Origin of the sequence: Methylorubrum rhodinum (genome assembly GCF_014199935.1) — a bacterium.
GTDB lineage: Bacteria > Pseudomonadota > Alphaproteobacteria > Rhizobiales > Beijerinckiaceae > Methylobacterium > Methylobacterium rhodinum.
On the sequence record NZ_JACHOP010000003.1, the window covers coordinates 181,653 to 194,681 of the forward strand.

The 13,029-nt window shown below is 71.4% G+C and carries 15 protein-coding genes; 4 read left to right on the plus strand and 11 right to left on the minus strand.

The genetic code is table 11. The annotated features are described in order from the left end of the window. Nucleotides 1-6: 6 nt before the first annotated feature. From HNR00_RS05210 to gloB, 4 genes are all read right to left on the minus strand, one after another. The gene (locus HNR00_RS05210) at nucleotides 7-1,167 is read right to left on the minus strand and encodes a GGDEF domain-containing protein (RefSeq protein WP_183565954.1); all 1,161 of its coding nucleotides are present in this window, start codon (nucleotides 1,165-1,167) and stop codon (nucleotides 7-9) included. Between the two features lie 103 nt (nucleotides 1,168-1,270). Then, nucleotides 1,271-2,248: a tyrosine recombinase gene (locus HNR00_RS05215; protein ID WP_183565957.1), complete on the minus strand. Its 978-nt coding sequence runs from the start codon at nucleotides 2,246-2,248 to the stop codon at nucleotides 1,271-1,273. Then, nucleotides 2,245-2,397: a histidine kinase gene (locus tag HNR00_RS05220; RefSeq protein ID WP_183565960.1), complete on the minus strand. Its 153-nt coding sequence runs from the start codon at nucleotides 2,395-2,397 to the stop codon at nucleotides 2,245-2,247. The genes HNR00_RS05215 and HNR00_RS05220 overlap by 4 nt, the downstream gene beginning before the upstream one ends. A 143-nt stretch (nucleotides 2,398-2,540) precedes the next feature. Beyond that, complete coding sequence (gloB, locus tag HNR00_RS05225) at nucleotides 2,541-3,320, minus strand: hydroxyacylglutathione hydrolase (RefSeq protein WP_183565963.1); 780 nt, start codon at nucleotides 3,318-3,320, stop codon at nucleotides 2,541-2,543. Nucleotides 3,321-3,568: 248 nt separating this feature from the next. On the opposite strand from gloB, the gene HNR00_RS05230 reads away from it, so the two are divergent. From HNR00_RS05230 to HNR00_RS05245, 4 genes are all read left to right on the plus strand, one after another. Then, a complete protein-coding gene (locus HNR00_RS05230; protein ID WP_183566457.1) occupies nucleotides 3,569-4,303 on the plus strand; it encodes a class I SAM-dependent methyltransferase in 735 nt (244 codons plus the stop codon). A 9-nt stretch (nucleotides 4,304-4,312) separates the two neighbouring features. After that, a complete protein-coding gene (locus HNR00_RS05235; RefSeq protein WP_183565966.1) occupies nucleotides 4,313-5,020 on the plus strand; it encodes a MarC family protein in 708 nt (235 codons plus the stop codon). 146 nt (nucleotides 5,021-5,166) lie between these two features. Beyond that, nucleotides 5,167-5,964 carry a 4-hydroxy-tetrahydrodipicolinate reductase gene (dapB, locus tag HNR00_RS05240; protein ID WP_183565969.1) on the plus strand — a complete coding sequence of 266 codons (798 nt, stop codon included), beginning with the start codon at nucleotides 5,167-5,169 and terminating at the stop codon, nucleotides 5,962-5,964. 147 nt (nucleotides 5,965-6,111) lie between these two features. Further along, a complete protein-coding gene (locus HNR00_RS05245) occupies nucleotides 6,112-6,750 on the plus strand; it encodes a 2,3-bisphosphoglycerate-dependent phosphoglycerate mutase (RefSeq protein ID WP_183565972.1) in 639 nt (212 codons plus the stop codon). A 115-nt stretch (nucleotides 6,751-6,865) separates the two neighbouring features. Here HNR00_RS05245 and bchI read toward each other — a convergent pair whose 3' ends face one another. The 7 genes from bchI to lptB all read right to left on the minus strand — a co-directional run bounded on the left by bchI (nucleotide 6,866) and on the right by lptB (nucleotide 13,024). Continuing rightward, nucleotides 6,866-7,876: a magnesium chelatase ATPase subunit I gene (bchI, locus tag HNR00_RS05250; RefSeq protein WP_183565975.1), complete on the minus strand. Its 1,011-nt coding sequence runs from the start codon at nucleotides 7,874-7,876 to the stop codon at nucleotides 6,866-6,868. 134 nt (nucleotides 7,877-8,010) lie between these two features. After that, nucleotides 8,011-8,340, minus strand: a complete 330-nt coding sequence (locus HNR00_RS05255) for a hypothetical protein (RefSeq protein ID WP_183565979.1) — start codon at nucleotides 8,338-8,340, stop codon at nucleotides 8,011-8,013. Between the two features lie 15 nt (nucleotides 8,341-8,355). Continuing rightward, nucleotides 8,356-8,823, minus strand: coding sequence for a PTS IIA-like nitrogen regulatory protein PtsN (ptsN, locus tag HNR00_RS05260; protein WP_183565982.1), 468 nt, complete (start codon nucleotides 8,821-8,823; stop codon nucleotides 8,356-8,358). Between the two features lie 117 nt (nucleotides 8,824-8,940). Continuing rightward, a complete protein-coding gene (gene hpf / locus HNR00_RS05265; RefSeq protein WP_183565984.1) occupies nucleotides 8,941-9,540 on the minus strand; it encodes a ribosome hibernation-promoting factor, HPF/YfiA family in 600 nt (199 codons plus the stop codon). Nucleotides 9,541-9,820: 280 nt separating this feature from the next. Beyond that, the gene (gene rpoN, locus HNR00_RS05270; protein WP_183565986.1) at nucleotides 9,821-11,362 is read right to left on the minus strand and encodes an RNA polymerase factor sigma-54; all 1,542 of its coding nucleotides are present in this window, start codon (nucleotides 11,360-11,362) and stop codon (nucleotides 9,821-9,823) included. Nucleotides 11,363-11,751: 389 nt separating this feature from the next. Continuing rightward, nucleotides 11,752-12,039, minus strand: coding sequence for a GIY-YIG nuclease family protein (locus tag HNR00_RS05275; RefSeq protein ID WP_183565988.1), 288 nt, complete (start codon nucleotides 12,037-12,039; stop codon nucleotides 11,752-11,754). 118 nt (nucleotides 12,040-12,157) lie between these two features. Next, the gene (gene lptB / locus HNR00_RS05280; protein ID WP_183566460.1) at nucleotides 12,158-13,024 is read right to left on the minus strand and encodes an LPS export ABC transporter ATP-binding protein; all 867 of its coding nucleotides are present in this window, start codon (nucleotides 13,022-13,024) and stop codon (nucleotides 12,158-12,160) included. Between the last annotated feature and the right edge of the window lie 5 nt (nucleotides 13,025-13,029).

Consider the following 13,029-nt stretch of genomic DNA (forward strand, 5'->3'; position numbering starts at 1 on the left):
ATCGCTTCAGGCGGCGCGGACGACCGACGGATTGGGCGGCGCCTCGACCCTCACCTGATCGCGCCCATTGCGCTTGGCCCCGTAGAGGGCGCCGTCGGCGCGGCGGAGCAGGTCGTCGAGGTCGCAGCCGGCCGCGCCCGCGGCGATGCCGACGCTGACGCCGACGCGCAGGTCCGGATAGTCCGGATGGGCGATGCGGCCGACGGAGCCGCGCACGCTCTCGGCGAAGCGGGCGGCGAGGCCCGCGCCGGTCTCCGGCAGCAGGCAGGCGAATTCCTCGCCGCCGAGGCGCCCGAACACGGCGTTGCGCGGCAGCATCGGCGCGGCGGCGTGGCAGAAGGCGGTGAGCACCGCGTCGCCGACGCTGTGGCCGAACCGGTCGTTGATCGTCTTGAAGTGATCGAGGTCGAGCAGCAGCAGGGCGGCGGGCCGCACGGCGAGGCAGGCCTCCGCCCGCGCGACGAAGGCCCGGCGGTTGGCGATGCCGGTGAGCGCGTCGGTCTCGGCGGCCAGCCGTTGCTCGCGCTCGGCCCGCTCCTTGGTGAGCGCCATCAGCACGAAGGCGATGGCGACCGAATAGAGCGTGCCGACGAAGCACAGGATGGCGAGCCAGGGCGAATCGGAGAGCGGTGCGAGGACCGGCGGCGGAAATACCATCGCGAGCGGGATGCGGACCCAGTAGACCGCGGCGTAGCTCCCGAGCAGCACGATGGCCGGATAGCGCGAGATGAGCGGTTCGCCGCGGCCCCGCCAGATCGTCCACGCGCCCAGCGCGCAGTAGAGGCCGGCGGTCGCGGAGGCGAGGACGATGCGGGCCGCCACGGACGTGTAGAAGGCCGGGACGAGGCAGGCCGCGCTCCAGACGAGACCGCCCGCGACCGCCCAGCCGAGATGGGTGCGGCGGCCCTCGAACGCGCGCACGCCGCTCCAGATCAGGCCGTAGGCGCCGATCATCACGGCGTTGCCGAGGCCGATCGAGACGGGATCGGGGATCGCGCCGCGCAGGCCCAGCAGGCAGGAGGCGCCGCTGCCGACCAAGTGGGCGATGCCCCAGATCGCCAGCGCCCGCTCGCGCCGGGTCTGGCTCCACGACAACAGATACAGCACCCCCACCATGAAGGTGACGGCGACCGTCGTCAGGAAGAGGGTCGGCACATCGAGGCGCATCGTTGCCCTTGATCGGTGCTGCGAAGGCGGCGCGGGCCGCTTCGACACCTGGTTAGCCTACCAGTTCCGAACGTTCCTTATCCAGCACACATGATCGCGATTTTTAACATGCACTGCCCGGCGAGGCCGTGTCCTTGTCCTCCGGCGCGTCGTTGAGCGGATGGAGGTCGCGCACCATGCCCTTCAGCCGCTCGTCGAGGACGTGGGTGTAGATCTGCGTGGTGGCGATGTCGGCGTGGCCGAGCAGCTCCTGCACGATGCGCAGGTCGGCGCCGTTCTGGAGCAGGTGGCTGGCGAAGGCGTGGCGCAGCACGTGCGGGCTGACCCGGTCGGCCCGCAGGCCGGCGGCGGCGGCGGCCGTCTTCAGGTCGCGGGCGAAGGCTTGGCGCGTGAGGTGGCCGCTCTCGCTGTCGGCGGGAAACAGCCAGGGGCCGTCCGGGGGAAGATGCGCGGCGTGCGCCGCCATCGCGGCACGGGCCAGCTCCGTCAGCGGCACCAGCCGCTCGCGCCCGCCCTTGCCCTTGACCACGAGGTAGCGCTCGCGGGCCGCTGCCGCGCTGCGCGGCAGGGCGATCAGCTCGGAGACGCGCAGGCCCGTGGCGTAGAGGAGTTCGAGCAGGCACAGCATCCGGATCGCCGCGCGCGCCTCGGCGCGGTTCTCGGTTCCCGCCTCGGCCCGCTCGCGGGCGGTCGCCAGCAGGCGGTCGACTTCCGTGACCGACAGCACCTTGGGCAGGCCCTTGGCCCGGCGCGGCGAGGCGACCGGCGCGGTCGGGTCGCCCTCGGCGAAGCCTTCGGCGTAGAGGAAGCGGTGGAAGCCGCGGATGCAGGAGAGGCGCCGCGCCGCCGACGAGGCCTTCAGCCCGCGCGGCTCCAGTTCGGCGATATAGGCGCGGACGATCTCGGCCTCGACCGCGACCGGATCGAGCCCCTGCCCGCTCAGGTAGCCGAGATAGTCGTCGAGATCGCGCCGGTAAGCCGCGAGCGTGTTGGCTGCCGCGCCGCGCTCGGCGGCGAGCATGTCCAAGTAGTCCCGTGAAAAATCCTCCCGCGCCGTCTCGGGCGACGGGGCCGCGCTCATCGGTTGCCCGGCTGCAGCTTCGAGTTCGGGATGGTCACGCTCATCTCCCGCTGCGTCGGCTGGACGAAGGTCGCGAGCGCGAACATCCCGGCGAAGACCAGCCCCGCGAGAATCGCGATCGTGGCGAGGAAGCGGAACAGGGTGGGCAAGGGAACCGGCCTTTCGGCAAGGCTACGCGGACGAGCGGCCGTGTTGCAATGCGGGACCGCCGGCCCCGATTCCCACGGGGCGGCGGCGAAGGCAAGGACCGGCAGAACACAGGGCGGGTCAAATTCGCGGGGTAGGCCGCCGTTCAGAACCGGTTCTTCCAGGCCCGCAATGCGGTGAACACCGCGGCCGGGTCGGTGCCCTCGGGCAGATCGACCGAGCGGGCGAGCGCCGGCTCGGCGGCGCGCAGGAACGGGTTCGTCGCCTTCTCGTCGCCGATGGTGGAGGGGATCAGGAAGCGGCTCTCGCCGGCCAGCCGCTCGGCCTCCGCGGCGCGGGCCTTCAGGGCGGCGTTGTCCGGGTCGGCAGCCAGCGCGAAGCGGGCGTTCGAGAGCACGTAGTCGTGACCGCTATAGACGGCGGTGTCGTCGGGGAGCGGCAGGAAGCGCTCCAGCGAGCGCCACAGGGTGACGGGGTCGGCCTCCATCACCCGGCCGCAGCCCAGCGTGAACAGGGTGTCGCCGGAGAAGACCACGCGGGCGTCGGCGAAGTGGTAGGTGACGTGGTCGGCGCAGTGGCCCGGCGTCTCCCACACCTCGGCCTCCAGGCCGCCGACGGTGACGCGGTCGCCCTCGCTCACGGTGCGGGCGACGTTCGGCACGGCGGCGCCCGCCTTCGCGGGCGCGGTGACGCGGGCGCCGGTGCGCTCCACGACTTCCGTGATGCCCTCGACGTGGTCGGCGTGGCGGTGGGTGACGAGGATGTCGGTGAGGCGCCAGCCCTCGGCGTCGAGCGCCGCCAGCACGGGAGCGGCCTCCGGCACGTCGATGGCGGCGCAGGCGCCGGTCTCGGGATCGCGGATCAGCACGCCGATATTGTCGCTCCGGCACAGGAAGGCCCGGATCTCGGGGGCGGCGTTCGGCATCGGAGAACTCCCGTCGGGTCGTGTGGTCCGGGGGCAAGCTCGGCCGGACGTGGCCGGGGAACCGGCGCGGGGCCCTGCCGGTTCCCTTCGCCGTTCCGCGGGGCGTCGCCGCGTGCCGTCCACATCCCTGGCCGCGCCGCGCTTGCCGGACGCGGCCGCGATCCCCATTGATGCCGGACGAAAAGGCGTCGCTCGCGCGTCCGCCTCTCGAGCCCCGCGAAGGATCGGCCGTGCCGGCACCCCACCCGATGCGCCTCGACGTCACGGATCTGCGCGCCTTCTACGCCAGCCCGCTCGGCATCGTCACGCACCGCACCGTGGCCCGCACGATCCACGGCTTCCTCGGCTCGGTCTCGGGCCTGCGCGTGCTCGGGATCGGCTACGTCACGCCCTATCTCGGGCCGGTCCACGTCATCGCCGAGCGCACGCTCGCCTTCATGCCGGCGACGCAGGGGGTGGTGAATTGGCCCTCCAGCGGGCGCTCGGTGACGGCGCTGGCCGACCCGACCATGCTGCCGCTCCCCGAGGCTGCCGTGGACCGGGTGATCCTCGTCCACGCGCTGGAGGCGGTCGAGAGCCCGAGCGAACTGCTCGCCGAGGTGTGGCGGGTGCTGACGCCGGGCGGGCGGCTGATCCTCGTGGTCCCGAACCGCACCGGCGTCTGGGCGCGGCGCGACGCGACCCCCTTCGGCCACGGCCAGCCCTACAGCCGCTCGCAGCTCGGCCGGCTGATGCGCCAGACCCTGTTCTCGCCGGAAGGCTGGGCCGAGACCCTCTACATGCCGCCGATCCGCAGCCGGTTCTGGCTCGGGACCGCGGGAGCCTGGGAGCGCCTCGGCACCGGGCTGGCCCTCCCCTTCGCCGGACTGCACGTGGTCGATGCGACGAAGCAGCTCTACCGGCCGGTCACCGTGCGGCAGGTGCGCCGGCTCGAGACCCGCGTTCCGGCCAGGGTTCTGGTGCCGGCGGGGCAGCCGGGTTAAGGCCCGCGCATGATCCCGTTCACGGGCTTCGAGGCCGCCCTCACCAGCTTCCTGCTCGCGCTGTCGGGCCTGTTCTCGATCGTGAACCCGGTTGGCTCGGCGCTGATCTTCGCGCAGGTCACCGCCGAGCGCTCGCATGCCGACCGCATGGAGCTGTCGCGCCGCATCGGCTTCTACGCCGCCCTCATCATGCTCGCCGCGCTCTGGGCCGGGGCGCCGATTCTCAACTTCTTCGGCGTCTCGCTCGCCGCGCTCCGCATCGCCGGCGGGCTCGTCGTCGCGGCCTCCGCCTGGACGCTGCTCTCGGCGCCCGAGGCGCGCGAGGCCCGCAAGCAGGCCGAGGCCGGGCCGGAGCCGGGGGAGACCGTCCGCGGCGATGGCTTGGCCGAGGTCGCCTTCTTCCCCCTCACCCTGCCCTTCACCACCGGCCCCGGCACCATCGCGGTGGCGATCGCGCTCGGCGCCAACCGCCCGGCGGAGGGGCCGGACCGGATCGGCTTCTACGTCGGCGCCTCGCTTGCCGCGCTCGCCATCGCCGGGATGGTGCGCCTCGCCTACGGCTCCGCCGACCGGGTCGTCACCCTGATCGGCCCGGTGCGGGCCCGCGTGCTCGGGCGCCTCTCGGCCTTCCTGCTGCTCTGCGTCGGCACCCAGATCACCGTGAACGGCATCTCGGACGTGCTCGGGCCGCTGATCGCTGCAGCGCATCGCGGTTGATCCACCGCCGTCATTCCGGGTTCCGCTCCGCGGCCCCGGAATGACGGTCGAGGGGGGCAATCCGATTGCCACGTCGTCCGGCACGGCTCTAGAAGCACTCGCACAGGGCCGGCGCCCCGCGCTCGGAACGGATAGGCGCAAACAACATGAAGCTCGTGGTCGTGGGCGCCGAGGGGCGCATGGGGCGGATGCTGATCCGCGCGGTGGCCGAGGCCGAGGGCTGCACCCTGCACGGGGCGGTCGAGCGGGCGGGCGCGCCCGCGATCGGGCGCGATGCCGGCTTGCTCGCGGGCATCGGCGAACTCGGCGTGCCCGTCTGCGACGATCCGCTGCCGCTGTTCGTGGCCGCCGACGGGGTGCTCGACTTCACCGCGCCCGCCGCCACGGTGGCGTTCGCCGAACTCGCGGCGCAGGCCCGCATCGTCCACGTCATCGGCACCACCGGCTTCTCCGAGGACGACCTGGAACGCCTGAAGGCGGCGAGCTTCCACGCCCGGCTCGTGCGCTCGGGCAACATGTCGCTCGGCGTCAACCTGCTGGCTGGCCTCGTGCGCAAGGTCGCGGCGGCTTTGGGCCAGGAGTTCGACATCGAGGTGCTGGAGATGCACCACCGCATGAAGGTCGATGCGCCCTCCGGCACCGCCCTGCTGCTCGGCGAGGCGGCGGCGGAGGGGCGCCGCGTGGCCCTCGCCGACACTCGCGTCTCGACCCGCGACGGCCATACCGGCGCGCGCCGGCCCGGCGACATCGGCTTCGCGACGTTGCGCGGCGGCTCGGTCGTCGGCGACCACAGCGTGATCTTCGCCGGCCCCTCCGAGCGGATCACCCTTTCGCACCACGCCGAGGACCGGGCGATCTTCGCCCGCGGCGCGCTGAAGGCCGCCCAATGGGCCTTCGACAAGCCGCCGGGCCTCTACGGCATGGACGACGTGCTGGGATTGTGAGCGAGGCGGTCCAAGCGCCTGACAGCTCTGGACATCCGTAGCCTGTCGGCCTTTTTGGGTAAGCGGCGCGAGCTTGGGCGGCGGCAACGGCTCTGCTAAGCAGCGCCGCAACGGGCCTGCCCGGTCCTCCAAGATGATGGATCTCCCATGGAGCGCATGCTCGTCCTCGCTCGCCACGGCCAGAGCGAATGGAACCTCAAGAAGCTCTTCACCGGCTGGCGCGACCCGGATCTGACGCCACTCGGCGTCGAGGAGGCCCGCAATGCCGGGCGCTGGCTCAAGGCGCAGGGCTCGCAGTTCGACGTGGCCTTCACCTCGAACCTGAAGCGCGCCCAGAACACCTGCGCGCTGATTCTGGAAGAGATGGGCCAGTCCGGGCTGGAGACGATCCGCTCCGAGGCCCTGAACGAGCGTGACTACGGCGATCTCGCCGGCCTCAACAAGGATGATGCCCGCGAGCGCTGGGGCGATGCCCAGGTCCACGAGTGGCGCCGCTCCTACGACGTGCCGCCCCCCGGCGGCGAGAGCCTGAAGGACACCGCCGCCCGCGTGTTGCCCTACTACATCCAGCACATCCTGCCGCGCGTCATGGGCGGCGAGCGGGTGCTGGTGGCCGCCCACGGCAACTCCCTGCGCGCACTCGTGATGGTGCTCGACGGCATGACGACGAAGACCATCGCCAGCCTGGAGATCGCCACCGGCATCCCGCTGGTCTACCACCTCAAGGCCGACACCACGGTCGAGTCCAAGCTGATCCTCGACAAGGACATCGACGCCGCCGACTGAAGTCAGGGGTTCGAAGGGCAAGCCCTTCGCGGGTCCAGGGCGGAGCCCGGTCGGCGAAGCCATTCATGGGGCTCCGCCCCACACCCCGCCAAAGGGCTCGCCCTTTGGGAACCCCTTACTGGGGAAGTACCTCGGTGATCGCGCGCGCCACCCTGGCGGTCGAGCCGGATTCGTCCAGCGGGTTGCGGCGCAGGCGGTGGCGCAGCGCGCTCGGCGCCACCTGCCGCAGATGCGCGATCCCGACCGTCTCCGCGCCGTCCAACGCCGCGAGCGACCGGGCGGTGCGCATCAGGGTGAGTTCGCCGCGCAGGCCGTCGGTGCCGAGCGCGAGGCAGAGCCGGGCCGCCGCTTCCAGCACCGCATCCGGCACGCTGACTGTGCCGAGCCGATCGCGGGCGGCGACGATGCGCTTCTGCAGCGCCTTCTCGGATTTCGCGTGCGCGGCGCAGAAACCTTCGGGATCGCGCTCGTAGGCGTCGCGGCGGCGCACCACCTCGATCCGGGTCGCGATCTCGGTCGGCGTGCCGACCTCGCAGGCGAGGCCGAACCGGTCGAGGAGCTGCGGGCGCAGCTCGCCCTCCTCCGGGTTGCCGCTGCCGACGAGCACGAACCGGGCCGGGTGGCGCAGCGACAGGCCCTCCCGCTCCACCGTGTTGACGCCGGATGCCGCCACGTCGAGCAGCAGGTCCACGAGGTGGTCCTCCAGGAGGTTCACCTCGTCGATGTAGAGGAAGCCGCGATTGGCCCGCGCCAGCAGGCCCGGCTCGAACGCCTTCTCGCCCCGCGTCAGCGCCCGCTCCAGATCGAGCGCCCCGACCACCCGGTCCTCGGTGGCGCCGAGCGGCAGGTCCACCACAGGCACCGGGATCATGTGCGTCTTGCCCCTTCCTTGCGAACAGTGCGGGCAATCGGCGGCCGGGGCGTCGGGCGAGCAGGAATAGGGGCAGCCGGCCACGGCGCGGATCTTCGGCAGCAGGGCGGCGAGCGCCCGGATCGCCGTGGACTTGCCGGTGCCGCGGTCGCCGAAGACGAGCACGCCCCCGATGGTGGGATCGACCGCCGCGATCAGCAGGGCCCGCTTCATCTCCTCCTGGGCGACGATGGCGGTGAAGGGGAAGGCAGGCACCGGGCGGGGGTTTCCGTGGCTGGCGCCGATGGGGGGTCCGGTGTCACGGACGGTCGGCGGGGCAGGCGATCATGCACGATTCCGCAGGCGGGGCCAGCCGAGCTTGAGCGTCGGCGCGCGATCCGCCCTTCCGCTCACAAGCCCTTGCACCGGGTGCGCAGCAAACCGCCGAACTCCTTCTCCGAGCCCTGGACCTGGCTGAGCCGCTCGGTGCGCTCGGGCCCCGACAGGCAGCGGCCGTAGACGCCCGCGATCCGGCGCATGGTGTCGACGTGGCGGCGCCAGACGCGGCAGCGGCTCGCGTCGTCGTCGCCCGCGCTCTCCAACTGGTCGATGGCTTGGCGCTGCATGGAGTTGGCCACGAGCACGTCGCGGGGGCACGTCGCGTCTCCCTGCGCGAGGGCGGGCGTCAGGCTCGCCGCGAGGAGGCCGGCGAGAAGGCCGAGGCGGATCGTCGAAGTCATCGCGGGAACGTCATCTCAGGCGGCCTGGGTCGTCGGACCGTGGGCGAGCAGCGCGTAGAGCGCGGTGGCGTCGCGGGCGGTGCGGATGCGCTCCAGCATGCCGGGCTCGCGCAGCACGCGGGCGACCTGGGCCAGCGCCTTGAGGTGGTCGGCGCCCGCGCCCTCGGGGGCGAGCAGCAGGAAGGCGACGTCGATCGGCTGGCCGTCCAGCGCATCGAAATCCACCGGCTTCTCCAGCCGGGCGACGAGGCCGAACAGCTTGCCGAGCCGCGCCAGCTTGCCGTGGGGGATCGCCACGCCGTCGCCGATGCCGGTCGAGCCGAGGCGCTCGCGCTGGACCAGCGTCTCGAAGATGTCGCGCTCGGCGAGGTCCGGCAGATGCCGGGCCGAATGGGCGGCGAGTTCCTGGAGCGCGTGCTTCTTGTCGCGCGCGCGCAGGGACGGGACGACGGCGTCCTGACTCAGAAAATCCAGGATCGGCATGAAAACAAAACGCCCCGTCGGCGGAATCCATCCATCGGTCCCGCACTCGTGTGCGAGGCGCCCGGACCGGTGACGGCCCGGCCCTCGGGAAAGCAACCCCCCTGACGGGGAGGTGCCTCAGGCGCGCTCGTCCGGAGGATCGACCCACCCGATCGCGCCATCGCTGCGCCGGTATACGACGTTGATGCGCCCCGTGCCAGCGTGAACGAAGACGACGACGGGGGCGCCGGTGAGGTCGAGCGCGGTCACCGCCTCGCTGACCGACTGGCGGCGCAGCGTCCGGGTGCTCTCGGCGACGACCGGCGGATGCGCGCCCTCCTCGGTCTCGGGCTCGTCCTCGACATCCTCCTCGGGCGCCGCGAAGACCGCGTAGGCCGCTTCGATCTGGGCGCCGTTCTGGCTCGCGGCGCCGTGGTCCTTGAGCTTGTGCTTGTAGCGGCGCAGGCGCTTTTCCAGCCGGTCCGCGGTCTGGTCGAAGCTCGCATGGACGTCGTGGGCGTTGCCCGAGGCCTCCAGCGTCAGGCCGGTGGTGAGATGGAGCACGCAATCGGTGCGGTAGGCCGTGCCGTCGCGCCGGAGCGTGACGTGGCCGGTGCAAGTGCTGCTCATGTGCGGATCGAGGTATTTCGCGAGCGTCGCCGCCATCCGGTCCTCGACCCGGCCGCGCAGAGCCGTTCCGAGATCGAGGCCATGCCCCGTCACCCGCAAACCTGCCATCGATGTCTCCGATCTCCCCCCGAGCCTTCGAGAGTTAGAAAGAGGGACTCCCCAAGTCAACGAAAACGCAAAGTCGCGAACGGCGCCGGGTTCGGGGCGACGGGGGCGAGGCCCTGCTTGAGACCCGCGATCGTCATTCCGGGGCGCCGAAGGCGAACCCGGAATCCACGATTGGACTCGACGCTCTGTTTTCGCGTTGCATCACGGGTGGTTTCCGGGTTCCGCTGCGCGGCCCCGGAATGACGGCGGAGTGGCTCCACCGCACCGATGCGCGCCCCCGTCAGCGCCCCGCATGTGCCATGCGCGCCCGCCGGCGCTCGATCGAGGACGGAATCCGCAGCGATTCCCGATACTTCGCCACGGTGCGGCGGGCGATGTCGACGCCCTCGTCGCGCAGGCGCTGGACCAGGGCGTCGTCGGAGAGCACGTCGGCGGCCTCCGCATCGACGAGCTGCTTGATGCGGTGGCGCACGGCCTCCGACGAGTGGGCGGCGGCGCCCGCAGCGCCGGGAATCGCGGCGGTGAAGAAGTACTTCATCTCCAGCGTGCCGCGGCTGGTGCCGATCGACTTGTTGGAGGTGACCCGCGAGACGGTCGATTCGTGCATGCCGATCGCCTCGGCGACCGTTTTGAGGTTGAGCGGGCGCAGATGCGCGACGCCGTGCAGGAAGAAGGCGTCCTGCTGGCGCACGATCTCGGTGGCGACCTTGAGGATGGTGCGCGCCCGCTGCTCCAGGCTGCGGGTGAGCCAGTTCGCCGTCTGCAGGCACTCGGACAGGAACGCCTTGTCGCCGTCGGCCACCGCGCCCTTCGAGACGCGGGCGTAGTAGCTCTGGTTGACCAGCACGCGGGGCAGCGCCTCGCCGTTCAGCTCCACCAGCCACGAGCCGTCGGGGGCGGCGCGCACGAACACGTCGGGGATCAGCACCTCGACGGCTTGCGCGCCGAAGGCGCGGCCGGGCTTCGGGTCGAGCCGACGGATCTCCGCCAGCATCTCGACGAGATCCTCGTCGTCGACGCCGCAGAGCTTCCGCAGGGCGGAAAAATCGCGCTTGGCCACGAGGTCGAGGCGCGAGACCAGGGCCTCCATCGCCGGATCGAACCGGTTCTGCTCGCGCAGCTGGATCGCGAGGCACTCGGCGAGATCGCGCGCCGCCACGCCCGGCGGGTCGAAGGTCTGGACGAGCTTGAGCACGCGGGCCACGTCGTCGAGCCGGGCGCCGAGCCGCTCGGACACGGCGTCGATCGATTCGCGCAGGTAGCCTGCCTCGTCCACGGCATCGATCAGGAAGCTGCCGATCAGCCGGTCGAAGGGGGACGCCGTGGCGAGATCGAGCTGCGCGGCCAGATGCTCGCGCAAGCTGGTCTCGGCGGTGAGGCTCGCCTCGAAGTCGGGGGCCTCGCCGTCGAAGCTGCCGCCGGTGTTGCCGTAGGGCGCGGGCGTCAGCGAGAGCATGTCGCCGCTTCCCTGCTCGCGCGGGACCGGGTTCTCGTCGGCGAAGACGTTGTCGAGGCGGGTGTCGAGCGCGCTCTCCATCTCGCTGCGGCTCGACGTCATGTCGTGGTCGAGCCACGACTCGGGCTCGGGCGCCTCGCCGCCCTCGTAATCGCCGCCGGACTCGGGTGCGGGCTCCGGCGCCTCGCGCTCGGGGGCCGCCTCGCCCTCGGTGCGCTCCAGCAGCGGATTGCGCTCCAGCTCGGCATCGACATAGGCTGCGAGATCGAGCTGCGAGAGCTGCAGCAGCTTGATCGCCTGCAGGAGCTGCGGGGTCATCACCAGGGCTTGGCCCTGGCGCATTTCCAGCCGTTGCAGCAGACTCATGGCGACGCTTAACCCTCGGCGAGCGTTGAGGAATCACGATCCTTGGCGGGATCGCGCCGGTTTCGGCACAATTCTTGCTCCTTCGTTTGCTAGGTCTAGCCCCTCCCCGTCCGCCCGTCAAAGCGTGATTGCCGGCTTATCCGGGAAAACCCACTGAAGCGGCAGAGACGCCACAGGGGGCGGCGTCGCGGACACCCGACGCCATCAAGCTCGGCCGGCGCCAACAAAGTGTTGCGCGTCAGCGGTCGAGTGCGGGGACTGGTTGAGAGAGGGTTAGCGGCCTCTGACGCTTCGATATCGCCTCAGAAATCCCGCGCCGTCATTGCGAGGCGGAGCCGAAGCAATCCAGAGCGCCACGGTGCCGAAAAGGGCGCGAGAGACCCAATGCGTCACGCAAGATCCCCGTAGAGATCGCGCCAATTCGGATTAAACGCCTCGATCATCGCCCTCTTCGCGTCACGGGAGCCGGCTTTGATCTGCTTCTCGCGGGTGATGGCGTGGAGCATCGTCGCGTGCATCTCGTACCAGACGAGAAGCTTGCAGCCGTAGCGCGTCGTGAAGCCTGGAAGTAGACCCTCACGGTGCTCGTGGACCCTCCGGGCGAGATTTGCCGTGACGCCGGTATAGAGCGTTCCGTTCCGGCCGCTGGCCATGATGTAAACGGCCGGTTGTCGCATCCTCATTGCGCTCGCTCGCTTTGTCCGGCCGCGTCGCGCTCTGGATTGCTTCGGCTCCGCCTCGCAATGACGGCGTGGGTCATCTGAGCCGTTTCGCCAGAAGGCGAATTCCACGCCCCTACAGCCGGAAATCCTCACCCAGGTACAGCCGCCGCGCGTCCTCGTTCGCCACGATCTGCTCGGGCGTGCCCTCGGTGAGGATGCGGCCGGAATGGGCGATGTAGGCGCGGTCGATCAGGCCCAGCGTCTCGCGGACGTTGTGGTCGGTGATGAGCACGCCGATGCCGCGCTGCTTGAGGTGCTTCACCAAGTCCTGGATGTCGCCGACCGCGATCGGGTCGATGCCGGCGAAGGGCTCGTCGAGCAGCATGAAGGTCGGCGAGGAGGCGAGCGCCCGGGCGATCTCGCAGCGGCGGCGCTCGCCGCCCGACAGCGCGATCGAGGGCGACTTGCGAAGCCGCGCGATGTCGAACTCTTCCAGCAGCGATTCGAGCTTGCGCTCGCGCGCCTTGCGGTCGGACTCGGCGACTTCGAGCACCGCGCGGATGTTGTCCTCGACGGTGAGGCCGCGGAAGATCGAGGCCTCCTGGGGCAGGTAGCCGATGCCGAGCCGCGCGCGCTGGTACATCGGCAGATGGGTGATCTCCATCCCGTCGAGGCTGATGAAGCCGCGGTCGGCCGGGACGAGGCCGGTGATCATGTAGAAGATCGTGGTCTTGCCCGCGCCGTTGGGGCCGAGCAGCCCCACCGCCTCGCCGTTGTGGACGGTGAGCCCGGCCTCGTGGACGACGGTGCGGGCGCCGTAGCTCTTGCGCAGGCCCCGGACGTAGAGGACACCCTGCCCGCCCTCGCCCGCCTGGACGTGGGCGTCGGAGCGGGGCGCGGACCGGCCGCGGCCGAACAGGCGCCCGAACACGGAGCCGGTGCGGCTGCGCCCGGTCGGCTTCGCGGCTGCGCCCGCGCGCAGCGGGGCCGCCACCGGCATCGCGG

Excerpts from the sequence above, each read along its gene's own strand:
- HNR00_RS05275 (WP_183565988.1), bottom strand. The coding sequence starts at position 12,039 with ATGCGACAACCGGCCGTTTACATCATGGCCAGCGGCCGGAACGGAACG.
- HNR00_RS05255 (WP_183565979.1), bottom strand. The coding sequence starts at position 8,340 with ATGACTTCGACGATCCGCCTCGGCCTTCTCGCCGGCCTCCTCGCGGCG.
- rpoN (WP_183565986.1), bottom strand. The coding sequence starts at position 11,362 with ATGAGTCTGCTGCAACGGCTGGAAATGCGCCAGGGCCAAGCCCTGGTG.
- HNR00_RS05215 (WP_183565957.1), bottom strand. The coding sequence starts at position 2,248 with ATGAGCGCGGCCCCGTCGCCCGAGACGGCGCGGGAGGATTTTTCACGG.
- HNR00_RS05210 (WP_183565954.1), bottom strand. The coding sequence starts at position 1,167 with ATGCGCCTCGATGTGCCGACCCTCTTCCTGACGACGGTCGCCGTCACC.
- HNR00_RS05235 (WP_183565966.1), top strand. The coding sequence starts at position 4,313 with ATGATCCCGTTCACGGGCTTCGAGGCCGCCCTCACCAGCTTCCTGCTC.
- ptsN (WP_183565982.1), bottom strand. The coding sequence starts at position 8,823 with ATGCCGATCCTGGATTTTCTGAGTCAGGACGCCGTCGTCCCGTCCCTG.
- lptB (WP_183566460.1), bottom strand. The coding sequence starts at position 13,024 with ATGCCGGTGGCGGCCCCGCTGCGCGCGGGCGCAGCCGCGAAGCCGACC.
- dapB (WP_183565969.1), top strand. The coding sequence starts at position 5,167 with ATGAAGCTCGTGGTCGTGGGCGCCGAGGGGCGCATGGGGCGGATGCTG.
- HNR00_RS05245 (WP_183565972.1), top strand. The coding sequence starts at position 6,112 with ATGGAGCGCATGCTCGTCCTCGCTCGCCACGGCCAGAGCGAATGGAAC.
- gloB (WP_183565963.1), bottom strand. The coding sequence starts at position 3,320 with ATGCCGAACGCCGCCCCCGAGATCCGGGCCTTCCTGTGCCGGAGCGAC.
- hpf (WP_183565984.1), bottom strand. The coding sequence starts at position 9,540 with ATGGCAGGTTTGCGGGTGACGGGGCATGGCCTCGATCTCGGAACGGCT.
- HNR00_RS05230 (WP_183566457.1), top strand. The coding sequence starts at position 3,569 with ATGCGCCTCGACGTCACGGATCTGCGCGCCTTCTACGCCAGCCCGCTC.